This is a genomic window from Rhizobium sp. A37_96 (genome assembly GCF_053521765.1).
On the sequence record NZ_JBNWDS010000003.1, the window covers coordinates 195409 to 220527 of the forward strand.

21 protein-coding genes and 1 pseudogene are annotated in these 25119 nt (G+C 62.3%); 14 read left to right on the plus strand and 8 right to left on the minus strand.

Features of this window, described 5'->3' with window-relative positions:
* Positions 1 to 7: 7 nt before the first annotated feature.
* Complete coding sequence (locus tag ACQZ6J_RS12665) at positions 8 to 1198, minus strand: FAD-dependent oxidoreductase (RefSeq protein ID WP_449084299.1); 1191 nt, start codon at positions 1196 to 1198, stop codon at positions 8 to 10.
* Positions 1199 to 1317: 119 nt separating this feature from the next.
* Here ACQZ6J_RS12665 and ACQZ6J_RS12670 point away from each other — a divergent pair, with 119 nt between their 5' ends.
* Positions 1318 to 2112 (plus strand): AraC family transcriptional regulator, encoded by a 795-nt coding sequence (locus tag ACQZ6J_RS12670; protein WP_449084300.1) that lies wholly within the window; start codon positions 1318 to 1320, stop codon positions 2110 to 2112.
* A 74-nt stretch (positions 2113 to 2186) separates the two neighbouring features.
* On the opposite strand, the gene ACQZ6J_RS12675 is transcribed toward ACQZ6J_RS12670, so the two are convergent.
* From ACQZ6J_RS12675 to ACQZ6J_RS12700, 6 genes are all read right to left on the minus strand, one after another.
* The gene (locus tag ACQZ6J_RS12675) at positions 2187 to 4523 is read right to left on the minus strand and encodes a heavy metal translocating P-type ATPase (protein ID WP_449084301.1); all 2337 of its coding nucleotides are present in this window, start codon (positions 4521 to 4523) and stop codon (positions 2187 to 2189) included.
* A gap of 137 nt (positions 4524 to 4660) precedes the next feature.
* Complete coding sequence (locus ACQZ6J_RS12680) at positions 4661 to 5839, minus strand: GGDEF domain-containing protein (protein ID WP_449084302.1); 1179 nt, start codon at positions 5837 to 5839, stop codon at positions 4661 to 4663.
* Between the two features lie 201 nt (positions 5840 to 6040).
* The gene (locus ACQZ6J_RS12685; protein ID WP_163985363.1) at positions 6041 to 7018 is read right to left on the minus strand and encodes a zinc-binding dehydrogenase; all 978 of its coding nucleotides are present in this window, start codon (positions 7016 to 7018) and stop codon (positions 6041 to 6043) included.
* A 41-nt stretch (positions 7019 to 7059) separates the two neighbouring features.
* Positions 7060 to 7662, minus strand: a complete 603-nt coding sequence (locus ACQZ6J_RS12690) for a TetR/AcrR family transcriptional regulator (protein ID WP_163985362.1) — start codon at positions 7660 to 7662, stop codon at positions 7060 to 7062.
* Positions 7663 to 7719: 57 nt separating this feature from the next.
* Complete coding sequence (locus tag ACQZ6J_RS12695; RefSeq protein WP_449084303.1) at positions 7720 to 8976, minus strand: arsenic transporter; 1257 nt, start codon at positions 8974 to 8976, stop codon at positions 7720 to 7722.
* A 131-nt stretch (positions 8977 to 9107) separates the two neighbouring features.
* Positions 9108 to 9563, minus strand: coding sequence for a universal stress protein (locus tag ACQZ6J_RS12700; RefSeq protein ID WP_163985360.1), 456 nt, complete (start codon positions 9561 to 9563; stop codon positions 9108 to 9110).
* A 799-nt stretch (positions 9564 to 10362) separates the two neighbouring features.
* Between ACQZ6J_RS12700 and cydD the strand changes: the two genes are divergently transcribed.
* The 9 genes from cydD (at position 10363) to ACQZ6J_RS12745 (ending at position 19474) form a co-directional block, all read left to right on the plus strand.
* Positions 10363 to 12042 carry a thiol reductant ABC exporter subunit CydD gene (gene cydD / locus ACQZ6J_RS12705; RefSeq protein WP_449084458.1) on the plus strand — a complete coding sequence of 560 codons (1680 nt, stop codon included), beginning with the start codon at positions 10363 to 10365 and terminating at the stop codon, positions 12040 to 12042.
* Positions 12039 to 13730, plus strand: a complete 1692-nt coding sequence (gene cydC / locus ACQZ6J_RS12710) for a thiol reductant ABC exporter subunit CydC (protein ID WP_449084304.1) — start codon at positions 12039 to 12041, stop codon at positions 13728 to 13730. The genes cydD and cydC overlap by 4 nt, the downstream gene beginning before the upstream one ends.
* A gap of 76 nt (positions 13731 to 13806) precedes the next feature.
* Positions 13807 to 15408 (plus strand): cytochrome ubiquinol oxidase subunit I, encoded by a 1602-nt coding sequence (locus tag ACQZ6J_RS12715; protein ID WP_163985357.1) that lies wholly within the window; start codon positions 13807 to 13809, stop codon positions 15406 to 15408.
* 6 nt (positions 15409 to 15414) lie between these two features.
* A complete protein-coding gene (gene cydB / locus ACQZ6J_RS12720) occupies positions 15415 to 16569 on the plus strand; it encodes a cytochrome d ubiquinol oxidase subunit II (RefSeq protein WP_449084305.1) in 1155 nt (384 codons plus the stop codon).
* Between the two features lie 18 nt (positions 16570 to 16587).
* Positions 16588 to 16713, plus strand: a complete 126-nt coding sequence (gene cydX, locus ACQZ6J_RS12725) for a cytochrome bd-I oxidase subunit CydX (RefSeq protein ID WP_449084306.1) — start codon at positions 16588 to 16590, stop codon at positions 16711 to 16713.
* Positions 16714 to 17039: 326 nt separating this feature from the next.
* Complete coding sequence (locus tag ACQZ6J_RS12730; protein WP_449084307.1) at positions 17040 to 18443, plus strand: aminotransferase-like domain-containing protein; 1404 nt, start codon at positions 17040 to 17042, stop codon at positions 18441 to 18443.
* Positions 18444 to 18640: 197 nt separating this feature from the next.
* Positions 18641 to 19045 carry a DUF983 domain-containing protein gene (locus ACQZ6J_RS12735; RefSeq protein ID WP_449084308.1) on the plus strand — a complete coding sequence of 135 codons (405 nt, stop codon included), beginning with the start codon at positions 18641 to 18643 and terminating at the stop codon, positions 19043 to 19045.
* A gap of 22 nt (positions 19046 to 19067) precedes the next feature.
* Positions 19068 to 19193, plus strand: coding sequence for a hypothetical protein (locus ACQZ6J_RS12740; protein WP_449084309.1), 126 nt, complete (start codon positions 19068 to 19070; stop codon positions 19191 to 19193).
* Between the two features lie 53 nt (positions 19194 to 19246).
* Positions 19247 to 19474, plus strand: a complete 228-nt coding sequence (locus ACQZ6J_RS12745; RefSeq protein ID WP_348643441.1) for a hypothetical protein — start codon at positions 19247 to 19249, stop codon at positions 19472 to 19474.
* Positions 19475 to 19553: 79 nt separating this feature from the next.
* Here ACQZ6J_RS12745 and ACQZ6J_RS12750 read toward each other — a convergent pair.
* Positions 19554 to 20012 (minus strand): annotated as a pseudogene (locus ACQZ6J_RS12750) (penicillin-binding transpeptidase domain-containing protein); the annotation flags it as partial.
* Positions 20013 to 20768: 756 nt separating this feature from the next.
* Here ACQZ6J_RS12750 and ACQZ6J_RS12755 point away from each other — a divergent pair.
* From ACQZ6J_RS12755 to ACQZ6J_RS12770, 4 genes are all read left to right on the plus strand, one after another.
* Positions 20769 to 21653: a helix-turn-helix domain-containing protein gene (locus ACQZ6J_RS12755; RefSeq protein ID WP_449084310.1), complete on the plus strand. Its 885-nt coding sequence runs from the start codon at positions 20769 to 20771 to the stop codon at positions 21651 to 21653.
* A gap of 201 nt (positions 21654 to 21854) precedes the next feature.
* Entirely contained in the window at positions 21855 to 22940 is a 1086-nt protein-coding gene (locus tag ACQZ6J_RS12760; RefSeq protein WP_163985351.1) for an ABC transporter substrate-binding protein, read from the plus strand.
* An 85-nt stretch (positions 22941 to 23025) separates the two neighbouring features.
* On the plus strand, positions 23026 to 23847 hold the full coding sequence (locus tag ACQZ6J_RS12765; protein WP_163985350.1) for an ATP-binding cassette domain-containing protein: 822 nt from the start codon (positions 23026 to 23028) through the stop codon (positions 23845 to 23847).
* The gene (locus tag ACQZ6J_RS12770) at positions 23844 to 25094 is read left to right on the plus strand and encodes a sugar ABC transporter permease (RefSeq protein WP_449084311.1); all 1251 of its coding nucleotides are present in this window, start codon (positions 23844 to 23846) and stop codon (positions 25092 to 25094) included. Before ACQZ6J_RS12765 ends, ACQZ6J_RS12770 begins: the two co-directional genes overlap by 4 nt.
* Positions 25095 to 25119 lie beyond the last annotated feature (25 nt).

Sequence of the window (25119 nt, forward strand, 5' to 3'; positions counted from 1 at the left end):
ATTCTCCTCAAGCGATCTTGTCGGTGATTGCTGCGAACAGCATCGCGGCGCCGCGCTCCGAAATGTCGATGGCGCGGGTCGCCCGTTCGCGCATGTCGGCCTCGTAGTCCAGGAGTGCCGTACAGGTCGTCCTTGGCTCCTTGCCGGCCGCCGCCAGGATCTGTGAAAGCGTGCGGGCATCTTCGAGCGCGGTATTGGCGCCAAGTCCGCCGGCGGGGCTCATCGCGTGGATGGCATCACCCATGAGCGTGACCGCTCCGAACGGCCAAAGAGCATCGGGGCGTCCGGTTCGAACGGGAAGCGCCGCCACGGCTTCGGCCTTACTCCGGCTGATGATCTGCCTCAGTTCGGGACGCCAGCCGCGCATTGCGGTTCTCAGCAAGACCGGCAGGTCGCGGGTGTGGTCGTATGTTTCCAGCCCCAATCGCCGGCGGGGGCCGATCAGCGCCCAATAAAGATAGTCGGAGACCGGCGTCAGCCTGCAATCGGGTGCGAGACTGGCGGCAAGGGCGGGAAACTCGTCGCGGAACCGCATGAGATCGAAAATCGCAGTGCAGCCATCGGCAAAGATCACCGTCGTACCGTCTTCAAGCAGATCGGCGGCGCCGTTGCGTGGCAGCTCGCTCTTGCCGTAAACGCATATCGAGCCCGTATCCGCCGGCTCGGCATAGGGTGCCAGTTGACGGCGGACCTGCGAATTCACGCCGTCGGCGCCGACGAGCAGGTTGCAGGAAACCACGGAGGCGTTTTCGAACTGAACCTCGACGCGGCCATCCTCCAGGCAGCGGTATTGAGTGAGCGCGTGATCGAAATGAACATGGTCCTCGATCCCGGTCAGCAGGATTTCACGAAGGGTAAGGCGATTGACGCTGAGATCGCCGTCGTCTTCATCCTCTCCCGTATCCCAGCTCATCGGCGTGCGGCCCGCGATCGGCTGAAGCTGCGGCGTCAGGAAACGGCCCGACCGTGGGCTGATGGAGGCGGTCGCCCGAAAAAGATCGAACTGCCCCTGCGGCAGGCACGCCTCCAGCGCTCGCTGTCCATCCGTATCGATGCGGATGCGATAACCCTGTAGCCGGCTATCGGCTGCCGGGTCGCGCTCGTAGACGTCGAAGCGGATGCCGGCGCGCTTCAATCCCTGGGCGAGGCACAGGCCCCCGAGGCCCGCGCCGATGATGACGACATGAAAGTCCTGCATGGATTCTTCTATTCCATTCACTATTCGACTTCGATTTTGCGAGGTCAGAATAGCGCGCGCCCGCCGGAACGTGATAACGACATTCGGACTATAAATGTTGCGAAACGGCCAAACGGAATATGGATATCGAAGATATCGGCGATCGCCTTGACGGGCCGCCGCTCATCGCCTTCTGGGGGTCGGACGAGCCCGGCAGCGCCTTCCGCCTGGGAACCCTGGAATATGATTGGCATGCGCACACGCGCGGGCAGCTTTTCTGCATTGAAAGCGGGCTCGTGCGCGTCGATACGCCCACGGGGTCGTGGTTGCTGCCGCCGCAGCGTGCGGGATGGATTCCGCCGGGCGTCATGCATAAGGCCGGGATCAATGGCGTGCTGAGCGGCTGGGGCATCCTCCTGACGCCGGAAGCCAGCGCCGGCCTGCCCCAGGATCCGTGCGTTCTCAGCGTAAGCGAGGTTTTGCGGGCGCTGGTGCGCCGAACGACGACCTGGCGCTGGGAGGAGCGGCTTTCCCCACAGCAGCGTCGTCTGGCGGCTGTCCTGCTGGACGAGGTTCGGGCCGCGCCGCGCGAAAGCCTGCATTTGCCGATGCCGGCGGACCGGCGGGTTCTGCGTATTGCGGACGCCGTGCTGCAGGATCCTGCCAGCGAGGACACTTTTCATGCCCTGGCACAGCAGGCGGGCATATCGGAACGATCGGCCCGGCGGCTTTTCAATATCGAAACAGGCATGTCGTTCGCAAACTGGCGGCAGCAGGCGCGGTTGCTGCTTGCGCTTGAACATCTGAGCGCCGGCAATCCGATCGCGCAGGTCGCCGACAGCCTGGGATATGCGAGCGCCAGCAGCTTCATTGCCATGTTCAGGAAGGCATTCGGCCTGTCGCCGCGTCGATATCTCTCCGTCCGAAAATCTTGATGGCGCACTTGCCGGAACTTCGGATGGCGGCAGAAGAGGCGCCGATATTGCGATCGACGCCCGGGCAGACGGTCTTAGGCCGCGACGCGGCGAGGCCTGACGGCGAGGAGGCGCAGGGCGTTCATGGTGACCAGCACCGTGGCTCCGGTATCGGCGAGGATCGCCGGCCAGAGACCGGTGATGCCGATGATCGTCGTGACCAGGAAGACGCCCTTCAGGCCGAGCGCGATGGTGATGTTCTGGCCTATATTGGTCATTGTCCGCTTGGAAAGGTCGATCATCTCGATAACATCGCCGACGCGCCCATGCAGCACGGCGGCATCCGCCGTTTCCAGCGCAACGTCAGTCCCGCCGCCCATGGCTATCCCGACATCGGCGGCTGCCAGTGCCGGCGCATCGTTGATGCCGTCACCGACCTTGGCGACGCGAAAGCCCTGCTGCTTCAAATCGCCGACGATCCGCTGCTTGTCTTCGGGCAGCAACTGCGCCCTGACCTCGATGCCGAGCGTCTTGCCGATCGCCTGTGCCGTGCGCTGGTTGTCGCCCGTCAGCATGATCGTCTTGATGCCGGCATCGGAAAGCGCCTTGAGGCCGGCTGCCGTATCGGCACGCGGTTCGTCGCGCATGGCCAGCAGGCCCGCGGCAGCGCCGTTGGCAACGAGAATGGAGACGGTCTTGCCTTCATCATTGAGGGCGGCGATTTGGGCTGACTGCTCCGGAAGCAGCGAAACCCTGTCGGCTGCCGCCTGCGGCGACCCGAGGAATACGTCTATACCGTCGACCGTGCCGCTGACACCCTTGCCTCCGATGGCTTTGGCATCGATGACCTGGGGGATATCCGTTCCCGTAGCTGTCGCGCGGTCGAGGATGGCGCGAGCGAGCGGATGGCTGGAGCCGGTTTCGAGCGCCGCCGCCAATCGCAGCACGTCCGCATCGTTCATGCCGAGGCCGACGATATCGGTGACCTTGGGCTTGCCTTCGGTCAGCGTGCCTGTCTTGTCGAAAGCGACAGCCGTGACCTTGCCGATATTTTCGAGCACGGCGCCGCCTTTCAGCAATAGCCCGCGCCGCGCGCCTGAGGATAGCGAAGCGGCAATGGCGGCCGGTGTCGAGATGACGAGGGCGCAGGGGCAGCCGATCAGCAAGATGGCCAGACCCTTGTAGACCCACTCGCCCCAGGCGCCGCCGAAAAGCAGCGGAGGCACGATGGCGACGAGCGCTCCGACCAAGACGACGCCCGGAGTATAATAGCGGGAGAAGCGATCGATGAAGCGTTCGGTCGGCGCCTTCGATTCCTGCGCCTCCTCGACCAGCTTGACGACGCGGGCGATGGTGTTGTCGGACGCCGCTGCGGTCACGCGCACACGCAGCACGGCATCGCCGTTGACCGTGCCGGCAAAAACGGTTGCATCGGCACCCTTGCGCACGGGTGTGCTTTCGCCGGTGACCGGCGCTTCGTCGATGGCGCTTTCGCCGGAGAGGATCACGCCATCGGCCGGAATGCGGTCACCTGGCCGAACCAGAATGATGGCCCCTACGGCAAGGTCTTCCGCCTGTACTTCGCGGGTCTTGCCGTTTTCCTCGACGAGAGCGGTCTTGGGCACGAGGTTCGTCAGCGACTGGATGCTGGCACGCGCCTTGCCGGCGGCAACGCCTTCCAGCAGTTCGCCGATCAAAAACAGGAATACGACGGCCGCAGCCTCCTCGCTGGCGCCGATGACAACAGCGCCAACCGCGGCAATCGTCATCAGCATTTCGATCGAGAATGGCGTTCCCATCCTCGCGGCCATGAAGGCCCGTCGCGCAATCGGCAGCAGGCCGACCAGCATGGCGGCGGTAAAGATCCAGACGTCCAGTGCGGGGATGAGCTTGCCGATACCCCAGGCTGCCGCAAGCGCCACGCCGCTGGCGATGGTCAGGCGGCCCTTGGCCGATTTCCACCAGGGCCCGTTGGTCGGTCCATGGTCGTGGCCGTGAAGGCCGGCAGCTGCCGCCTCACGCTCGTTCGAGCCGTGGCCATGCCCCTCATGATCGTGCTGATGACCGCTGCCTCCGTCAGCGTGGCCGCCATGATCGTGATCGTGCCCTGTGTGGTCATGGTCGTGCGATTGGTGTTCGTGATGATCGTGGCCACAGCCGCAGGCATGGTCGTCCTTTTCCACCTTGGGCGTGGCGACATTGCCTTGGGGAAGTGGAAAGAGCTTGTATCCCAGCCCGGTGACCCGCTTGGCGATGGTCGGCAGAAGGTCTGGATCGCCCTGGTGCCTGACCGTCATGGTACCGGCGGTCACCGAGACCGAGACGTCCTCCACACCCTGAAGACGGCGAACGGCCGTGTCGATTTTCGCAGCGCAGGAAGCGCAATCCATGCCTTCCACGCGATAGCGGCTCTGTTGTGTTGTCGAAGTCATCTTCCGGTTCCGAATTGGCTGTTGGAACCATTGCTACATCCTCTAGCTACTAGAGGGACAAGAGCGATTTTCCGAATTTCTGCACGATGATTAGCGGATGTCGCTAACCGGTCGAGCCGTCTTTCCGGTGGATCTGGCTAGGACAATTCCGGAAGAGCGTGCGGTGGGAAGACGGCGTTCCTGCCGTGGCGCTTGGCTTCGTAGAGCGCTGTGTCGGCCGTTTTGAGCAGATCCTCAAGCGATTGCCTCGAGGTTTCGCCCCAGGCGACGCCGAGGCTGGCGGTGATCACCTGCCCATCGTCGAGCCCGCGGTGGCGGATGCCGAGAGCTTCGACCGCCCTGCGTGTTCGCTCGGCGATCGCAAAGGCTTTCTCGCGGTCGACATTGGGCAGAAGGATCAGAATTTCCTCGCCGCCGAAACGGAACGTGGTTCCGCTGACGCCGATTTCGCGCGAGATGCATTGGCAGACGGCGCGGATACAATCATCGCCTTCGATATGGCCATGGACGTCGTTGAACAGCTTGAACCGATCGATGTCGATCATGACGATGGCGACGGAGGTCGTGCCGCTCTTCGTCCGCCAGATCGAGGAGCGCACCCGCTCCAGTGAATGCCGATTGAAGAGGCCGGTCAGCTCGTCGCGTTCCGATTTCTGTTCGAGCTGCACATGCAGCAGGCCGCCGCGGAGCTGATTGAGAAAGTTCAGCCGGTCCTTGTGTTCGGAAATGTAGGCGCTGATCACCAGGAAGATCACCAGCGTTATGTAAAAGGTGACGATGCCGGCATAGACCACGTCGTCGAAGGCGCCGCTGAGCTTGGTGGTGGTGAACTGCACGGCGCACATCAGCGCGAGACCGAGGAGGATCGTCACGAATCGAGGCCGGAGCGCGATGACGAAGAAGAGGAAGGCGGCCACGTTGCCGTTCTGATAGACGAACAGGTACGGGCTGCCGCTGCGCATGGCGACCGACATCGGCAGAAGGGCGCCGAGAACCGCCACGCCGATGGCAAGCAGATCGTAGTTCAACGCGCTCGGCCATCGCCTCAGGGCCAGGACGCTGAACAGCGCGAAGGGCGTGAAGATCCCGAAGCGGACGATGACGAGCTGCGGGAAGACATTCGCCATCATCGTGCGGTCGCCAAAATAGACCATGTCGTAGATCAGCGTACCGACGATAGCCCAAATTGGGGCGAGCTTGACCCGGTGGGCGGTGTAATCCTGAAGGAAGAGCGATTCGATCGCGGGCTTGAAACGAAGAAGCCTAAACCCGTTGCGGATTTGGCGATCGACCTCTTCCAATGTCACGGCGCTCACCGATGACTCTCCGAATGACATAAATAATTTCCGTTAGATAGCGCAAAAGTCTGAGCAGTATCTAAAGAACCATCTGGAGAATGAATCAGTCGTAAAGGGTCAAATTGAGGCGGCCGCGTTCAGGCAAGCCAATCGCGCACCCGGCAATGAGGGCATCGCCGGTCGCGGGATCGACGGCCGGCGAGTACCGTTGCGGGAAATCTAAAGTTTAAGCAAAACCTTGCCGGCCTTTCCGGGCGCCAGCGAAGACTTTACCGCCTCGGCGATTTCGGTGATGTCGTAGGCTGCTTCCACCGGCAGCTTGACCTCGCCGGAAGCGACCCTGGTGATCAGTTCGCTGATCAACCGCCGCCGCTCGTCGGCGGACATGGCGGCGCTGACCTTGATGCCCCAGAAGCCCTTGATCGTCAGCTGCTTGAAGATGACGGCCCTCGAGGCGATCTGCATGGGTTTGCCGGCTGCGGTGCCGAAAGAAACCAGCAGGCCATTTTCGCTCAGCAGGTCGGCGAGATCGTTGCTGGCAACGCCTCCGACCGAATCGACGGCCGCCCGGATCGGCGCGTCGCCGACCATGGCGCGCACCTTCGCCTTCCAGTCGGCAGAAGCGGTCGAGACGGCGTTTCCGATGCCGAATGCCGACAGCTCGTCGATGCCGCCATCGCGCCTGACCAGATTGATCATGTGGATGCCGCGGCTGTGCGCCAGCATCGCCAGCGTCTTGCCGACGGCACCGTTCGCGGCATTCTGTATAATCCAGTCGCCAGGCCCGACGTTGAGGGATTCCAGAAGCGCGATGGCGCTGAACGGCATGGCGATGAGCTGAGCCGCGGCTTCGTCGCTGATGACGTCGGGCACGGGGACGAGGCTTGCCGCCGGCGCCGTGAATTGCTCGGCCCAGGTGCCATGCACGCCGGCCGCAACGACGCGCTTGCCGATCAGAGTCTTGTCGACGCCGGATCCCACGGCATCGACGATGCCGACCGCTTCGCTGCCGCCGATCGCAGGCAGGATCGGCTTGTAGCCATAGGCGCCGCGTACCGTCCAAAGATCATGGTTGTGGATGGGGGAGAGAATGGTGCGAATGCGCACGTCCCCCGCGGCAGGCTCCGGCAAGGGCATGTCGGCCAGATAAAGGACCGCAGTCGGATCGCCGAAGGTATCGTGGATGGCACTGCGCATTTTGTTTTCCTTGTGAGTTGACATGCTGGTCCGGGCTTGCGTCAAAGGCCGCCGGGCGTGGAAAGCGCTTGTTCGGTAGCGAGCATGGCCTGGTCGAGCGGGGTTCTGTCTTTTCCAAGCTTGGCCAGGATCGCCGCACCGAGCCACAGGCTGTAGAGCGAACGAGCCGTCTTTTCTGGAATGCAGGAAGGTGAAATGGAGCCGTCCTCGCGTCCTTCGGTGATGGTCTTGGTGAGGCGGCGAATAAGATCCTCGACGCCGCCGAGCAGGATTACGCGCATATTGTCGGAGAGGTCGGAGATTTCGGCGGCAAGCTTGACCACCAGGCACCGGTCGGCCAGGCTGGCGGTATTGCCATCGGAAAGCCAGGCGTTCCAATAATGCATCACCCGCTGGTGGCCATTGCCCTTCCAGCCGAAAAGCGCATCGAGGCGCTCGGCGTAGTCGGAACAATATTGCTTCAGCAGGGCACAGCCGAAGGCCTCCTTGGACGCGAAATAGTAATAGAAAGACCCTTTGGGCACAGCGCTCTGTTCGAGCAGCTCCTTCAGGCCCACGCCGCCGAAACCCTTGCGCAGCACCAATTCCCGCCCGATTGCGAGAATGTGGCTCCGAGTCAGCTCCGATTTCTTCTTTGTCACCATGAGCGGTGCGATAACAAATAATCGACCGGTCGTCTATAAACTCGATGCTGTCAGCCGTCAGATCAGCGCGAGTGTTGCAAGCGAGAGGATCAGCGCGGGCAGCATCACGACGGCGCCGATCTTCAGGAAGGTCAGCGCTCCCATGTGAAGCCCCTCCCGGCGCAGGGCCGCAAGCCAGAGGATCGTCGCGAGCGAGCCGGTGATCGACAGGTTGGGACCGAGATCGACGCCGATCAGCACCGCTCCGGCAATGGCGTCGGGGACATGGGCCGCCTGCACCGCGCTGCCGGCGAAAAGCCCGGCCGGCAGGTTGTTGACGAGGTTGGAGACGATCGCAACCGAAAACCCGGCCGCTCCGACCGCCTGTACCTGGGATTGCGCCGCCAGCGATGCAAGCCTTTCCGACAGGAGCGCGGTCAAGCCTGTATGATTGACCGCTTCGACGATGACAAAGAGGCCCGCAACCAGCGGCAATACGCTCCAGCTTATGCCGCGAACCGTCTCGATCGGGCTTTGCCGGGTAAGCGCCAGAACGATGATCGTCGTGACGACGCCGGCGGCGAATGTCGGAATGCCGAGATCGACATTCATCGCGGACGCCCCGATCAGGATGAGAGCCGTTGCGATAAGCCCCCACCCGGCCAGCCGCGCGCTATGCGAAAGGGCAGGCTGGCCGACATCGCGTGCGATCGTGTCTTCCGCAAGTGCGCGTCTCAGCACCCAGTAAAGGCAGGCGAACGTCACGACGATCGAGACGATGGAGGGCAGCAGGAACGTCTGCATCCAGCGCGACAAGGGCGGCATTTCGCCGCCTGCGAAGATGACCAGATTGGCGGGGTTGGAAATCGGCAGCACGAAGCTGGCGGCATTGGCGATGAAGGCACAGACCAGCAGGTACGGCATGGGATCCTTGACCCGTGCCGCCCGGCACGCCGCATAGACCGCCGGCGTGAGCACGACGGCAGTGGCATCGTTCGACAGAAACACCGTTACGACCACGCCGACGACATAGACGAGCAGGAACAGCCGGCGTGGCGAACCCCTGGCATGCGAGGTGGCGATTGCCGCGACCCAGTCGAACAGCCCCTCGCGCCGGGCAAGCTCCGACAGAAGCATCATGCCGATCAGAAACAGATAGACGTCGAAGCCTTTCGATACCCCCGCCCAGACGTCGGCCGGGCCGATGAGCCTGAAGGCGAGCAGAAGTGCTGCGCCGAGAACCGCCCAGATCGCTTCCGGCCATCGGAAGGGGCGCGTGACGACGCCCAAGGCTGTCAGGCCGGCGATGCTCCAGGTGATGGCGGATTCGGTCATGCAGCTCGTCTTGGGTATGGATCGAGGCGGGTAGGTAGCATTGTTGGAGGGTATAGCAAACCGTTACGGCAATGGTGTTCGACTGAATCTTCCGCAACGGACTGCATGCAGCCGCCTCATCCCGGCGGGTTTCATGCGTGCTTTGTCTTGCCCGTCTTGGTCGTGTCGTCATGCGCCGTGTCCGCGCGCTCGACGAGAACGGAGCAATCGGCGTGTCGGATGACATACTCGACCGTGGAGCCGAATATGCGATCGAGAATATCCGAATTATGCGTCGCAAGGACGATCAGGTCTGCTTTCTTCTCCTTGGCAATCGTCAGCAGTGTTTTCGAGGCCGTCCCCGGGCGCACTTCTATGGAGGCGGCGATGCCGAGGCGCCTGCACAGGGCGCCCAGCTTTTCTTCTGCCTCCTTGATGACGGAGACCGCCCATTCGTCGGGGCTTTCGTGTCCGGATGGGAAACGATCGATGATGTGCGCGACGGTGAGTTCACCTTCAGGCGACAAAAGGGCATGGGCGGTGCGTAACAGGCGTTCGGCACGCTCGCGTGATCCCAGCCCTATAGCGCAAATGATCTTGTCGTACATCAAGCTCTCCTCATGCGTCGACCGCTGCAGTTTCCAAACCCGACTCGCAATCTCGCCGGTTGAAACTTGCCCGGAGAAGTAAACGAGTGTCCAGCACAGCGATATTGGCGCGCCCCGTCAAGTGTCGTCGCAGCAATGATGCGAACCATACACATCTGTGCGCTTTCGACGCCGTCGGGCGCGGCGGGTTCTGTTGCAGGCGCTGCCGATTCGACCGGATGATTCGGCGCTTCGGTCGTCTATTGCCATGATCGAGGTCAAATGGTCGCGGTTTTATTATCAGCGCGGCCCGTCAGGACCATGCCGCCAACGCAAGGCAAGATGCTGCGGACATCGAGAAAATTGCTGCAACGCAAACAGTTTAACCGCCGCTCAGCTCATGGTCTTTCTCGCGGCGGCTCAAAAATATCATAGGCTTCTGCGTCAATCTGCCATCGCTCCAGCGGCGCCCTGCGACATCCTGCATGCTTTTGCGCAGTGCACAACATGCCTAGAACCATGTCGCGAACAGCTTGCCATGGTTTCAACCCATCAGCGAGACGGCTGTTGCTATTCTTGTCGCTGACAAGAGGCGGAAAGCCAGTCATATTGGCGCTCCGATATCGTCGATTGCGGCAAGTGCGTTCTGGGTTCGACGAAGGACCGGTGTGTCTGCAGGGCAGGTCACCCGGTCCTGCCGGTCGGCGGGCCCTCCTTTTTGGCATGGAATTGGAAAGGACGGGCTAAGGTGACTGCTTCCTCCGCCACCGATGGCATCTTGGAAAGACGCAATGCCGCGAACCCGCCTTCGTCGGTTAGTTTGTCGGCCCGTCGCACGGCAACTGGCCCGGCCACCGGAAAGTGTCCCGGTCTCGGCCTCGCATCCGCCCTGCTTTGCCTGTCTTCTCTCGGGTGGATCGCTCAAGCGGCAATGCTGGCCATGGGCGTGGGAGCGATCAGCCGGGGAGGCGGCGTGAGCGACGTGGCGGCACCGGCTGCGGTCGTTGCGGCCATCGGGGTCCTGAGAGCCGGCTTGGATGCCGCTGGCGGGCGGCTTGCGTTCCGGGCTGCGCGCAGGGAATTGAGCACTCGGCGTGCTGCTGCGGCCGCGGCGCTTGCACTGCGTTCACCCCTCGATAGCGGCCGTCCCGCATCCGGCCTGGCGGCAAGCGTTTTGGGCGAGCAGGCCGAAGCCGTCGTGCCTTATCTCGCACGGTTCCGTCCGGCTCGCATGAAGGCGAGCGCCGTGCCGCTTGTCATGCTTGTCTGTATTGTGCCGATTTCCTGGCTGGCGGGGTTGATCCTCGTGCTCTGCGCGCCGCTCATCCCGGTTTTCATGGCGTTGATCGGCTGGCGCGCGAAAGCCGCCAGCGAGGAGCAGCTCGCCGAGACCGGCGGCATCAATGCCTTTCTGCTCGACCGCCTGCGGGGCCTCGCCACCATTCGCGCGCTCGATGCCGTCGATGCTACCGCACTGCGTCTGCGCGCGGATGCGGACTCGCTGCGGCTCCGCACCATGGCCGTGCTGAAGATCGCGTTCCTGTCTTCGGCCGTCCTGGAGTTCTTCGCAGCGCTCGGCGTCGCGGCGACGGCCGTTTACGTCGGCTTCAGCCTTCTCGGTTCGGTCGAAATCGGCACCTGGGAGGGCAATCTGACTTTGACGCAGGGCCTTTTCATTCTCCTGCTTGCCCCCGCTTTCTTCGAGCCGTTGCGTGAGCTGTCCGCTGTCTGGCACGACCGCGCCAATGGCGAGGCCGCGCTCTCGGCGCTGGCGGAGCTGGCATCTTCGCATCAAACCATCCTTGGCGGTGTCGATCCGCGGCCATCCACCGCGGCCGGTCCCGCGTCGGTCGAGATCTCGGATCTGGTTTTTCGGCACGGCCCGGAGCGGGAGGCCGTCATCGATCATTTCGATCTTTCCATAGGGCCAGGCGAGCATGTGGCGCTTTGGGGCGCCAGTGGCTCGGGAAAGACCACGCTTCTGTCGTTGATGGCCGGTCTGGCGCGGCATGACACGGGTGTCATCCGCATCGGCGGTATTCCGCTGCGCGACGATACCGTCGACGGACTGCGCCGCCGCATGGCATGGATCGGCCAGTCGCCTCATGTTTTTGCCGCCAGCGTCACGCGCAATATTGCCCTGGGGCGCGTCGGCATCGACGGCGAAGCGGTTGCGGCGGCTCTTGCGGGTGTCGGTCTGGATCGGGTCTTCACGCCCGAGCGCGTGTCAGCGGTCGGGGAAGGGGGACTTGGTCTTTCCGGTGGCGAGGCGCTGCGGCTGGCGCTGGCGCGCATGATGGTCGATGAGCGGGCCGACATCATCCTCGCCGACGAGCCGACCGCGCATCTCGATGCGCAAACGGCTGCCGTCGTGACGGATGCATTGCTTGCGCTCGCCGAAGGCCGGGTCCTGATCGTTGCCACGCACGATCCGGTGCTTGCGGCGCGCATGCACCGGATCGTGCGCCTGGATGGGCAGGCGCCGAGGGCGGCCGCATGAGGCGTTCCTTCAGGCTACTTCTTCCTCTCGTCAGGCTGTTCTGGATCGAGCGCGGCGCGAGCCTTGCCCTTGGCGCGGGTTTGTCCGCCTTGGCAATGCTTGCCGGCGGCGCGTTGCTGGGACTGTCCGGCTGGTTCATCACCGCGTCGGCCTTTGCCGGATTGAGCGTCACGAGCGCCGCGGTTTTCGACGTCTTCGTACCGTCGGCCGGCATACGCATGCTTGCCATCGGCCGAACGGCTGCCCGCTACGGTGAAAGGCTCGTCACCCATGACGCCACCCTCAGGGTTCTCGCCGCGCTGCGCGAACGGCTGTTTCGCGGCTGGGCGGAGCCCGAAGCCGCCGCGGCCATGATCCGCAGGCCTGCAAAACTGCTGTTCCGACTGACGAGCGATGTCGATGCGCTCGATTCGCTCTATCTGCGCGTGCTGGTGCCGGCCGCCGTTGCGGTTCTCGCCGCCGTTGCCGTCATGATCGCACTCTGTTTCATCGCCCCCTTGTTCGGGATCATGGCCGGGATATGGCTGGTCGCGCTCTGTCTTGGGCTTTCCCTCGTTGCGGGCCACCTGGCGCTGAAGCCGGGACGCCGCCGCGCCCACGCGATGGAGGCGCTGCGCGCCCGTGCCGTTGATCTCGTCGCCGGCCAGACCGATCTGGCAATGGCCGGGCAATTGCAGGCACAAAGAGCCGCGATTGCCGAAGCCGACGAACGGCTGGCCAAGGCTGACGATGCCCTGAACCGGATCGACAATGCCGTCGCAGCAGGCTTTTCGCTTGGGTCCACATTGCTGTTGACGGCCACGCTTCTGATCGTCGCCCTACTTGCCAGACAGGGAACGATCGGCGCTCCCGCCGCTGCCTTGGCGCTCCTCGTCGCCTTTGCTGCCACGGAGCCGTTCGCTGCCCTGCGACGTGGTGCCCTCGAACTCGGCCGAACCCTGCTTGCCGCAAGGCGCATTGCTCCTCGATTGAGCGTTGCCTCCGCTCCGACGCAGCGTGCTGACCCGGTGGCCGGCCGCGCTTTCCAGCTTACGTCTGTTGTCGCAGGGCACGAGGGATCATCGCATCCGGTCTTGCAGGATGTGTCTTTGTCGCTTGCCGCCGGCGAGCGTTTGGCGGTCGTCGGGCAGAGCGGCGCCGGCAAGTCGACATTGCTGGCCCTGCTTGCAGGCGAGATTGCCGCGACGAGCGGTGCCGTCGCCGGCCTGCCGGCAGCGGCACTGACGCAGCGCAGCGCGTTGTTTCAGGACACGGTCCGAGGCAACCTGAAGCTGGCGGACCCCCATGCGGATGACGATCGCCTACGGGACGCGCTTTCAACGGCCGGCCTGCTCGACGATATCGAGGCGCTGCCGCAAGGTCTTTCGACCCGCCTGGGCGAGGGGGGCGGCGGCCTGTCCGGCGGGCAGCTGCGCCGGCTGGCGCTGGCAAGGCTTCTGCTGCGCGACACGCCGCTCTGGTTGCTCGACGAACCGACGGAAGGCCTGGATGCCGCCACCGCCCGCGCCGTGCTCGAACGGCTTGCCTTGGCTGCCGACGGGCGCAGCCTCGTGATCGCAACGCATATTCGCCGCGAGGCTGCCCTGGCAGACCGCATCGTGCTCCTGGATGGCGGTCGCATCGCCGCCAGCGCATGCCGCGGCGCACCGGAATTCGAAATGCTTCTCAACCGGTTGCGGCCGGATTGAGAGGTGAACATGCCCGCGACGCGTCGAATGGCGTCGCATTCCTGTCAGACACACCGTAGGGGGTGGGAGAAAGACTATGGAACTGGATATCGTGGCGCTATCGCGCCTGCAGTTTGCCATGACGGCCCTGTATCACTTTTTGTTCGTGCCGTTGACGCTTGGCCTTTCCGTGCTGCTCGCCATCATGGAAACAACCTATGTCATGACCGGCCGCCAGATCTGGCGGCAGATGACGAAGTTCTGGGGAACGCTGTTCGGCATCAACTTCGTGCTCGGCGTCGCCACCGGCATCGTGATGGAATTCCAGTTCGGCATGAACTGGAGCTATTACAGCTACTATGTCGGCGATATTTTCGGCGCGCCGCTGGCGATCGAAGGATTGATGGCCTTCTTCCTCGAGGCGACCTTCGTCGGCCTGTTCTTCTTCGGCTGGGACAAGCTGTCCAAGGTCGGCCATCTGGTCGCCACCTGGGCCGTGGCGCTGGGCTCGAATTTCTCGGCTTTGTGGATCCTGATCGCCAATGGCTGGATGCAGAATCCGGTGGGCTCGGCGCTTAACCCGCAGACCATGCGGATGGAGATCGTCAGCTTCTTCGACGTGGTCTTCAATCCGGTGGCGCAGGCAAAGTTCGTCCATACCGTTTCGGCCGGCTATGTCTGCGCTTCCGTCTTCGTCCTCGGCGTCTCGGCCTGGTATCTCGTGAACGGCCGCAGCGTCGAGCTCGCCAAGCGTTCCATGACGGTCGCGGCATCCTTCGGCCTGGCTTCGGCGCTTTCCGTTGTCGTCCTCGGCGACGAGAGCGGCTACCTGACGACCGAGCATCAGAAGATGAAGCTCGCCGCGATCGAAGCCATGTGGGAGACCGAGCCGGCACCGGCCGCCTTTACCGCCTTCGGCTTTCCCGACCAGCAGGCCCGCGAGACCCATTATGCCATTCACATTCCCTGGGCTATGGGTCTGATCGGCACGCGCTCGCTGACGACGGAGATCGCCGGCATCGACAAGCTCGAGGCGCAGGCCAAGGACCATATTCGCCAGGGCATCAAGGCTTACGACGCGCTGATCAAGATTCGCGCCGCAAAGCCGGCTACGCCGGGCGAAGCCTCGCAGGACGTTGCCACCGCCGAAGCGCGCACGTCCTTCGAGGATATCGGCCATGAACTCGGCTATGCGCTGCTCTTGAAGCGCTATGTGGACGATCCGCGCCAGGCGACGGAGGAGCAGATCGCTCAGGCGGCCCGCGATACCATTCCGCATGTGCCGACGATCTTCTGGGCTTTCCGTATCATGGTCGGTCTCGGCATGTTCTTCATTTTGCTGACGGCGGTCTTCTTCTGGCTGTCGGCAAGGCGTCGTCTCGACCGGTATCCGCTGCTGCTGCGGGTCGCGGTATTTGCCATCCCGCTGCCATGGGTCGCCATCGAACTGGGATGGGTCGTTGCGGAGTTCGGTCGCCAGCCGTGGATTATCGAAGGCGTGCTGCCGACTGCGGCGGCCGTTTCCAACCTCGGTGCCGGCACCGTGCTTCTGACCATTCTCGGCTTTGCCGCGCTTTATACCGTCCTCATCGTCATCGAGATGACGCTGATGATCAAGGCGATCCGCAAGGGTCCCGAAGCGGACGACAAGCCGGAGGCCAAGCTGATTTCCGAAAACCTCGTTCCGGCTGCGGAGTGACCTGCCATGATCCTGCATGAATTGATCGACTACGAGACCTTGCGTGTCATCTGGTGGCTGCTTCTCGGCGTGCTGCTGATCGGTTTTGCCGTCACCGACGGCTTCGACCTCGGTGTCGGCACGCTCCTTCCCTTCGTCGCAAGGACGGATACGGAGCGGCGTATCGCCATCAACTCGATCGGCCCGACCTGGGAAGGCAACCAAGTCTGGCTGATCCTCGGGGGCGGCGCCATCTTCGCCGCCTGGCCGCCGCTCTACGCCGTGTCCTTCTCCGGCTTCTATCTCGCCATGTTCGCCATCCTGTTCGCGCTGATCCTGCGACCGGTCGCCTTCAAATATCGCTCCAAGCGCGATAGCGCACGGTGGAAGGCGGGCTGGGACTGGGCGCTGTTTGTCGGCGGCTTCGTGCCGTCGCTCATCTTCGGCGTTGCGGTCGGCAATGTGCTGCAGGGCGTGCCCTTCCGCTTCGACGACGATATGCGCATCTATTATGAAGGATCCTTCTTCGCCCTTTTGAACCCCTATGCCCTTCTCTGTGGCCTCTTGTCCGTTGCCATGCTCGTCATGCACGGCGCAGCCTGGCTCCAGGTGAAGACGGATGGCGTGGTAGCCGAACGCGCCCGCCGGTTCGGCATCGTGGCGGCGCTGGCCGTGATCGTGCTCTTTGCGCTCGGCGGCCTGTTTCTGTGGATGGGTATCGATGGCTATCACATCGTGAGCCCCATCGACGTCGGCGGGCCGTCCAATCCCTTGCTGAAGACGGTCGAGCGCAGCGCGAAGGCATGGCTCTCGAATTACAGCACGCATCCCTGGATGACGATCGCGCCGGTTCTCGGCTTTGTCGGCGCGGCTGCGGCGCTGCTCGCCATGCTTGGCCGGCGGGAAGTCACCGTGCTGCTGTTCAGCAAGCTTTCCATCTTCGGCGTGATTTCGACGGTCGGGTTGTCGATGTTCCCCTTCCTCCTGCCGTCATCGCTCGATCCGCGATCCAGCCTGACGGTTTGGGACGCGTCGTCCAGTCACATGACGCTGTTCATCATGCTGGTCGTCGCCATCATCTTCCTGCCGATGATCCTGGCTTACACCGCATGGGTCTACCATGTGCTGTGGGGCAAGGTCGACGAGAAGACGGTCAACGACAAGGGCGGTCACGCCTACTGATCCTGAAGGAGATTTCCTATGTGGTACTTTGCCTGGCTTCTCGGCTTTCCTCTGGCGGCGGCATTCGCCGTCCTCAATGCCATGTGGTACGAACTCGTGGACGATCAAGCGAAGGCGAAAGCCGCGCGCCCTCAGGAGAAATAAACGGGTCGCCCGTCCTTGACCGAGGTTTTAGCCATACGATCGGCGCGCCGGCCAAAACCGGTGCGCCGATTGCCATGAGGTCACTTTTCCAAACCACGCGAGCTTTTGCGGCCGCGTGCTTTGTGTGCAATCATAGCGACCCTTCACGCGATCAATTGCAAAAATCTCCCTGAATGCGAGACATCGGCGGAGCGGGCGCGACATTTGGTCTTATCCAAGTGAAAACTGGAGCCGATGGTTCCACATGATGTAAGTTGTATGCAACAATATGCGATCAATGCCGGCCCCGTTGCAGTTCAGGTCCGGTTCCCCTTGCGGAGCATGAAATGAAAAACTGGCACCCTGACCTCAGCCGCTCCTCCAGCCCCCGTTACATCGCCATCGCCGATCTTATCGAGATGGATCTGCGCAGCGGCGTGCTGGCCGCGGGCGACAGGTTGCCGCCGCAACGGGCGCTTGCCAAGCGTCTCAACATCGACTTCACGACGGTGGCGCGCGGTTATGTCGAGGCACAGAAGCGCGGGCTGGTGGATTCGCATGTGGGGCGGGGGACTTTCGTTACCGGCAGACAGGAGAGGGAGCGGCGTGGTTTCTCCCTCGATACCGCTCCTGATCCGCGTCGCGCCTCCGTCATCGATTTTTCGATGAACCTTCCGCCGGAGCCGAATGATCCGGATCTCGTCGCCCGCATGCGGGAGGGCATGTCGGTCGTGGCGGCCGATCTCATTCCCTTGCTGCGCTATCAGGGGTTCGGTGGCGCGGGCATAGACAAGGAGGCGGCCGGTGCCTGGCTTAGCCGGCGCGGGCTCACCCCCTCGCAGGAGCGCATCTTCGTGACGCCCGGCGCGCATCCGGCCCTGCTGGCGATCTTTGGCCTTCTGGCCAAGCCCGGCGAAACCGTGCTGTCGGAAAACATCACCTATCCCGGCATGCGTTCGATTGCCGCCCAGCTCCGGCTCAATCTCGCGGGGCTGCCGATGGACGAGGACGGAATTCTGCCAGACGCCTTTGGGGAAAGCTGCGAACGTCTGCGGCCAAAGGCACTTTACCTCAATCCGACACTGCAAAATCCGACGACATTGACCGTTCCGCAAAAGCGGCGCGAGGCGATTGCCGCCATTGCCCGCAAATACCGCGTGCCCATCATCGAGGACGATGCCTATGGCTTCATTCCGCTCAACGCGCCGCCACCGATGGCTGCCATTGCTCCGGACCTGACCTGGCACATCGGCGGATTGGCGAAATGCATCGGCGCGGGGCTTCGCCTCGCCTTCGTCGTGGCGCCGGACACCAAGTCGATCTGGCCTTTCGTCAGTGCGATGCGAAGCAACAATGTCATGGCGTCGCCGCTCAACATGGCGCTGGCGACACGCTGGATCGAAGACGGCACGGCCGATGGCATCCTGCGCTTCATTCGCACGGAGGCCGCCGCCCGGCAGGCGATGGTGGCTGAAATTCTGCCGTCCGGAAGCTATCGCGCCGATCCCATCAGTTTCAATATCTGGCTGCCATTGGCCAACGGCTGGACCCGCGCGACTTTCGGCAGCCATATGCGCAATGCAGGTATCGGCGTCGTCGCAAGCGATGCCTTCACGGTGGAGGGCATCGTCCCTGAGGCCGTGCGCGTTTGCCTCGGTGGCCCGATCAGTCGCGAGGCGTTGAAGGGTGCGCTCGATTTCATGGCGCACGCGCTCGAAGGCCCGCCGGAAATGGCCGCCTCCTTCTTTTAGAGCTTCATCGCTGTTTCACCGTTGACTGGACGGATCCGGCTTCGGCGCGGAGACGATCTCTCGTCATGCGCCGGCTCTCCTCCTGCGTCATTCTGCCAGATGGACTCGTCATTTGCATTCATTGTAACTATATTGAATGCATGCAATCGAATTATTGATTGCACATCCTTGGAATATTGATTCAGGAGTGAGCCGCCATGGATACCGAATATCCTCCGCTGAGCCCGATTCAGACCGGCCTTCGTTGCCATTGCCCTCGTTGCGGGCAGGGTCGCCTATTCGATGGGTTCTTGACCTTGCGCAAGCAGTGCGAAGCGTGCGGCCTCGACTATTCCTTCGCGGATCCCGCCGATGGCCCGGCGTTCTTCGTTATTTGCTTTGCCTGCATTCCGAGCGTGCTTCTCGGCGTCTGGCTGGAGGTGGCCTTCTCGGCGCCGATCTGGGTTCAGTTCCTGGTAACCGGACCCTTCATGCTGGCGACCTGCATTCCGCCATTGCGGCCGCTGAAGGGGTGGCTGGTGGCGAGCCAGTATTTCTACAAGGCCGAGGAAGGCAAACTCGTCCGTCTTCCGGCGACCGATACGTCGCACGCAGCGAATTAAGGTCTGCGGGGATTCATCTTGAATGGATGACGGCTGCGGCGAGATGGATGATGACACCACTATGCCGTGGGAATGGGAACGTTACGATCGAAATTGGGTTCGCCGATGGTTTGAACAAAACATGAAGCTGCTGAAGCAGCGGTTCTGAGCTCGTGCTCCTCACGATAGATAGCGTCAAGTAATAGCCTGGAAATACTCAAAATGATGGATTGGTTCCCTATAGTCTTCATCGTGTTTAAGGTTCTCGTGTTGGGCACGGGGATGTTCTTCGCCGTCAAGTGGCATCACGATCAGGGGGAGGAGGAGAGACGCGCGGCGCTACGTATGGGCGGCAAGATAGCGGCAATCTTCGTGCTGTTGCTCCTAGGTGCGGGTGTCGTTACCTTCGTTCTCAGCAGGATGCTCGGTTTGGACTTGGGCCTCTCATGATGGCATCGCCTACGAAGAACGTGAATTCGCAGCCCGATCGGCATACGCTGGTGGGGCTTTCGCTTGCAACAAACTCTTACTACCCGGCCAACGCGGAAAGGTTTTCTAGGATAAAATTACGCGCCAAAGTACCGCCCGGCGTAGCTGATGGTTTCGCATCCAATTGGAAGCGCGCAAAGACAACGGTTCGTCCCTGCCTTTCGCCCCATCCGACAAACCAGCCTTGCGGCCGCGATTTATCGATCTGGCCGGCGCTATTTCTGAGCCACCCGCTTCCACTTTTTCCGTGAACCATCCACCCCCCTGACCCAGGGTACGCAGGAAGTGACAAGCGGGTTTGTCTATAAGCATTTGCTCCGACGCCAAGACTACCATTGAGGAAGTCGGAGACGAACCTGCATTGCTCGTCGGCGGAGATCGCTAGAGAATTCATGAGCCAAGCGTGCGTCAGGCCATCGTCTTGCGGCGTTCCATCCACGTCTTCATTGCCGTAGCGGAATTGCTTTACATAGGCGGCAAAGCGCTCCTTCCCCAGTTTCTGGGTGACGTTCCGCCGCCTTTATCCGTAAGCCTGTCGGCAGCACGTATCGCAGCTAAGTCGAGTGATTGGACGGCGGCGAGGTTCCGGGACTGGCGTAATGGCCAAAGCGGGCAGACTTCGCCGTTCGTGACGCCGACGGTCGTTTCATCACCAACCGAAAGTTTATGATCTCACCTGCGTCAGAATGGCTGCTGTTGTATGCAGCAGTTTTGGGGTAGCGCGCCCCACGATAGGTAGCGTCAGGTAATAGCCTGGAAATACTCAAAATGATGGATTGGTTCCCTATAATCTTCATTACGTTCAAGGTTCTCGTGCTAGGCACGGGGATGTTCTTCGCCATCAAATGGCATCACGATCAAGGGAAGAAGAAATAACGAAACGAGCGGACCATAGCGCCCGCCGAACGCACCCTTGACGCCTCGGATCAAGGTCTGCGGGGATTCATCTTGAATTGATGACGGCTCCGGCGAGATGGACGATTGCTGAGAGGCTTTCGTCTGTCTTGTCGGCTCCGGGCAGAGCTCTCGGCGCTCTACGCCGGATATCGATGCTTCGGCATCGCAGTGCCCATGCCGCACTGCACATTTGACCAAACAAGCCACCCTTCATGTCAAAAAAGTATCGGCCGAACGTACAAGGCGTAGTAGCGGAAGGCTATTGCGAGGGGTAGATTTACCACATGGAAGACGCAATGGCCTCTGGGAGGAGGCGCCGTAACCGCAACGAGGCGGACGGACGAAAGGAGGCTTGCTGATGAATCCCGATTTGGAAGTGGTCGCGATCGGCAGCGGCGAGTCTTTCAAGGCCTGGGAGCACGGCTATCCCTACCGTACGGTTCGCTGGCATTTCCATCCCGAATATGAAATCCATCATGTGGTGGCGACAACCGGTCAATATTTCGTCGGGGATTTCATCGGCGAGTTCGAGCCGGGCAATCTGGTCCTGACGGGACCGAACCTACCGCACAACTGGGTGAGCGATGTGCCCGCTGGCGTCACCCTGCCGCTGCGCTGCCGCGTCCTGCAGTTTTCCGAATCCTTCTTCGCCGATGCCAGCAGGGTTTTCCCGGAGCTTTCCGCTTGCGGCGGTATTCTCGAAACAAGTCGCAGAGGCGCGCTTTTCACTCCCGAGACTGCCGCCGTCGTCGGCCCGATCCTTGGCGAACTGGTCGAGGCGGCAGGCATCCGCCGCATCGAACTCTTCATGAATATTCTCGATGCCATGAGCAGCGCCCAGGGGACTCGCACGCTTGCCAGCGCCGGCTACCAGCCGGATCCATCCGGTTTCATGTCGGCAGGCGTCAACCAGGCGCTGGCCTACATCAACACGCATCTGACCGAGCCGTTCAGCGAATGCGACCTCGCTGAGCTGACCGGCCAGAGCCCGAGCGCCTTTTCGCGCAGCTTTCGCCGTCATACCGGCATAGCGCTGGTGCAATATGTCAACCGGCTGCGCATCAACTTCGCCTGCCATCTGTTGATGAGCGAGGCCGGGATGACGATCACCGACATCTGCTTTGCGGCAGGCTTCAACAATATCTCGAACTTCAATCGGCGTTTCCTGGATCAGAAGGGCATGGCGCCTTCCCGGTTCAGATCACTATTGGCACAGCACGCACGCGCGGTGGAGGCCGCCTAACAAAAGGGAGGACAGGGAGGAGAGACGATATTCGGACCAAGCGAACGGGCACCTCTGTCGCCCGAAGGAGAACGCTTGTCCAAAAAATAGCAGCCGCCTCGGTTGGATGACCGTTGCCGGCGAGCATCGAACAAGAACATCGCGTGCAGACAGCCGTGATGGTCAAGGGAAACTATTACCATTTGGAACGGAGAAATTCCAATGACTCATGTCACACTCAAAATCGCCGGTGCAGCCGCACTTGCCGTCGGCCTTCTGGCCGGCACGTCCGCCTTCGCCCAGTCCGCCAAGGTGACCGACGCAACCGTCGCCTTCCTGATGCCCGACCAGAGCTCGACACGTTACGAAGAGCATGACTTCCCCGGTTTCCAGGCGGAAATGAAGAAGCTCTGCGCCGGCTGCAAGGTCATCTACCAGAATGCCAATGGCGATGCCTCGCGTCAGCAGCAGCAGTTCAATTCGGCGATCTCGCAGGGCGCAAAGGCCATCGTGCTCGACCCGGTCGATTCCACGGCCGCCGCCTCGCTGGTCAAGCTGGCGCAGAGCCAGGGCGTGCGCGTCATCGCTTACGACCGTCCGATTCCCTCGGCTGCCGCCGACTACTATGTCTCCTTCAACAACGAGGAGATCGGCAAGATGATCGCCAAATCGTTGGTCGATCATCTCAAGGCCAAGAACGTGAAGGCGGGCGACGGCGGCCTTCTTGAGATCAACGGTTCGCCGACCGATGCGGCCGCCGGCCTGATCAAGAAGGGCATTCATGCCGGTCTCGCCGAGGGCGGATATCCGGTGCTGGCCGAATTCGATACGCCGGAATGGGCGCCGCCCAAGGCGCAGCAATGGGCAAGCGGCCAGATTACCCGTTTCGGCAAGAAGATCCTCGGCGTCGTTGCCGCCAATGACGGCACGGGTGGCGCAGCTGTCGCCGCGTTCAAGGCGGCCGGTTTCGATCCCGTTCCGCCGGTCACCGGCAATGACGCGACGATCGCCGGCCTGCAGCTCATCATTTCCGGCGATCAGTACAACACGATTTCGAAGCCGAGCGAGATCGTTGCCGCCGCTGCCGCCAATGTCGCGATCGAATTGCTTTCCGGCGAGACGCCGAAAGCCGACACCAAGCTCTTCGACACGCCGACCAAGCTCTTCACGCCGGCACTGGTTACGTCCGAAAATCTCAAGGCCGAAATCATCGACAAGGCCGTCAACGGTAAGCCGATCCAGACGCCGGACCAGCTCTGCATCGACCGCTATGCCGATGGCTGCAAGAAGCTCGGTATCGGCAGCTGAGCTTTCCCAACCCTTCAGATCCGGCCGCTTCGGCGGCCGGAAACCAAACGCATCCCAGCATTTCAACCCGAGAAGGTAGCTAGTCATGAGTGACGCTTCCGATCCAAGAGCCCCGTCAGGCGAGCCTGTGCTCAGCCTCAAGGGGATCTCCAAACACTTCGGCGCCGTCTCGGCACTGACGGATATCAATCTTGACGTACATGCCGGCGAAGTCGTCGCACTCGTCGGCGACAACGGCGCGGGCAAATCGACGCTCGTCAAGGTTCTGGCCGGCGTCCACCAGCCGAGTTCGGGTACGATCACGTTCCGCGGCAAGCAGGTGACGCTCAGCGATCCGGCAACCGCGCTTGATCTCGGCATTGCCACGGTCTTCCAGGATCTGGCGCTTTGCGAAAATCTCGATGTCGTCGCCAACATCTTTCTCGGCCGCGAACTGAGCCCGTTGAAGCTCGATGAAACCGCGATGGAGGTCCGCGCATGGACCTTGCTCAACGAGCTTGCGGCGCGCATCCCGAGCGTGCGCATCCCGATCGCATCCCTTTCGGGCGGTCAGCGGCAGACGGTGGCGATCGCCCGTTCGCTGCTGCTCGAGCCCAAACTCATCATGCTGGACGAGCCGACCGCGGCACTCGGCGTGGCGCAGACGGCGGAGGTGCTGAACCTTATCGAGCGCGTCCGTGACAGGGGTCTCGGCGTCATCATGATCAGCCACAATATGGAGGACGTGCGCGCCGTCGCCGACCGCATCGTCGTCCTTCGCCTCGGCCGCAACAATGGGATCTTCTATCCCGACACCTCGAACCAGGAACTCGTCAGCGCCATCACCGGTGCTACGGAAAATTCGGTGTCGCGCCGCGCCGTGCGGCGTCAGGCCCAGCAGGAGCAGAGAGAAGGGGGCCAGCCATGAGTGAGGACAGCAAGCAATCCACTTTGTTGCTCGATCGCGGCGATGTCCGTGTGAACCATGATGCAGGGCTTGCAGCCACCATCCGTTCGTTCATCGACAAGGTGCGCTCCGGCGATCTCGGCTCGCTGCCTGTCGTTGTCGGCCTCGTCATCATCTGGACGGTGTTCGGCACGCTCAACCCGACCTTCCTCTCCAGCAACAACCTTGCCAACCTGCTGTTCGATGCCTCGACCGTCGGCATCATTTCGCTCGGCATCGTCTGCGTGCTGATGGTCGGCGAAATCGATCTTTCGGTGGGGTCGATCAGCGGCTTCGCTTCGGCCATGGTCGGCATGCTTTGGGTGAACGAGGGCTGGCCGGTGGCTTTGGCGATCCTGGCGGCTTTGGTTGTCGGCGGCGTGATCGGTGCGGTCTATGCCGTTCTGTTCAATCGGCTGGGCATGCCGAGCTTCGTCGCCACGCTGGCGGGGCTTCTTGCCGTGCTCGGCATGCAGCTCTACCTGCTCGGCGCGACGGGTTCCATCAATCTGCCCTATGGCTCGGCGATCGTGAATTTCGGCCAGCTCCTCGTCATTCCCCGGCCGCTTGCCTATGTCTTCGCGCTCATTCCGGGTGCGGTGATGCTGGTTGCCGGTCTCGGCGCGGCGCGGCGGCGCAAGCAGGCGAACCTTTCGGCTCCCTCCGTCGGCGGCCTCCTGGCCAAAGCGGCTGTCATCACCGTGGCTTTGGAGTTCGTCGCCTTCTATCTCAATCAGGATCGCGGCATTCCCTGGATGTTCGCCGTGTTCGTGGTGCTGGTTATCCTCATGGACTATGCGCTGACGCGCACACAATGGGGCCGGTCCATGTCGGCGGTCGGCGGCAATCGCGAGGCAGCGCGCCGCGCCGGCATCAACGTGCGGCGAATCTACACCAGCGCTTTCGTGCTTTGCGCCATGTTCGCGGCCCTTGGCGGCGTGCTGGCGGCTGCGCGCCTGGCATCGGCCAGCCAGCAGGCGGGTACGGGAGACGTCAATCTGAATGCGATCGCGGCGGCCGTCATCGGCGGCACCAGCCTCTTCGGCGGCCGCGGCAGCGCCTATTCCGCGCTGCTCGGCATCATCGTCATCCAATCGATCGCGAGCGGCCTGACCATGCTCGATCTGTCGTCGGCGCTTCGCTACATGATTACCGGCGCTGTTCTTGCCATTGCCGTCATCGTCGACTCGCTGGCTCGCCGTTCCCGTGCCTCGCATGGGCGCGGCTGATTTCTACAAAAAGGTAAGGATTGAT

Coding starts and splice junctions, on each gene's coding strand:
- ACQZ6J_RS12670 (WP_449084300.1), top strand. CDS start 1,318: ATGGATATCGAAGATATCGGCGATCGCCTTGACGGGCCGCCGCTCATC.
- ACQZ6J_RS12745 (WP_348643441.1), top strand. CDS start 19,247: ATGATGGATTGGTTCCCTATAGTCTTCATCGTGTTTAAGGTTCTCGTG.
- ACQZ6J_RS12735 (WP_449084308.1), top strand. CDS start 18,641: ATGGATACCGAATATCCTCCGCTGAGCCCGATTCAGACCGGCCTTCGT.
- cydC (WP_449084304.1), top strand. CDS start 12,039: ATGAGGCGTTCCTTCAGGCTACTTCTTCCTCTCGTCAGGCTGTTCTGG.
- ACQZ6J_RS12765 (WP_163985350.1), top strand. CDS start 23,026: ATGAGTGACGCTTCCGATCCAAGAGCCCCGTCAGGCGAGCCTGTGCTC.
- ACQZ6J_RS12695 (WP_449084303.1), bottom strand. CDS start 8,976: ATGACCGAATCCGCCATCACCTGGAGCATCGCCGGCCTGACAGCCTTG.
- ACQZ6J_RS12700 (WP_163985360.1), bottom strand. CDS start 9,563: ATGTACGACAAGATCATTTGCGCTATAGGGCTGGGATCACGCGAGCGT.
- cydB (WP_449084305.1), top strand. CDS start 15,415: ATGATCCTGCATGAATTGATCGACTACGAGACCTTGCGTGTCATCTGG.
- ACQZ6J_RS12690 (WP_163985362.1), bottom strand. CDS start 7,662: ATGGTGACAAAGAAGAAATCGGAGCTGACTCGGAGCCACATTCTCGCA.
- ACQZ6J_RS12770 (WP_449084311.1), top strand. CDS start 23,844: ATGAGTGAGGACAGCAAGCAATCCACTTTGTTGCTCGATCGCGGCGAT.
- ACQZ6J_RS12715 (WP_163985357.1), top strand. CDS start 13,807: ATGGAACTGGATATCGTGGCGCTATCGCGCCTGCAGTTTGCCATGACG.
- ACQZ6J_RS12730 (WP_449084307.1), top strand. CDS start 17,040: ATGAAAAACTGGCACCCTGACCTCAGCCGCTCCTCCAGCCCCCGTTAC.
- ACQZ6J_RS12675 (WP_449084301.1), bottom strand. CDS start 4,523: ATGACTTCGACAACACAACAGAGCCGCTATCGCGTGGAAGGCATGGAT.
- ACQZ6J_RS12685 (WP_163985363.1), bottom strand. CDS start 7,018: ATGCGCAGTGCCATCCACGATACCTTCGGCGATCCGACTGCGGTCCTT.
- ACQZ6J_RS12760 (WP_163985351.1), top strand. CDS start 21,855: ATGACTCATGTCACACTCAAAATCGCCGGTGCAGCCGCACTTGCCGTC.
- cydX (WP_449084306.1), top strand. CDS start 16,588: ATGTGGTACTTTGCCTGGCTTCTCGGCTTTCCTCTGGCGGCGGCATTC.
- ACQZ6J_RS12740 (WP_449084309.1), top strand. CDS start 19,068: ATGGATGACGGCTGCGGCGAGATGGATGATGACACCACTATGCCGTGG.
- ACQZ6J_RS12755 (WP_449084310.1), top strand. CDS start 20,769: ATGAATCCCGATTTGGAAGTGGTCGCGATCGGCAGCGGCGAGTCTTTC.
- ACQZ6J_RS12665 (WP_449084299.1), bottom strand. CDS start 1,198: ATGCAGGACTTTCATGTCGTCATCATCGGCGCGGGCCTCGGGGGCCTG.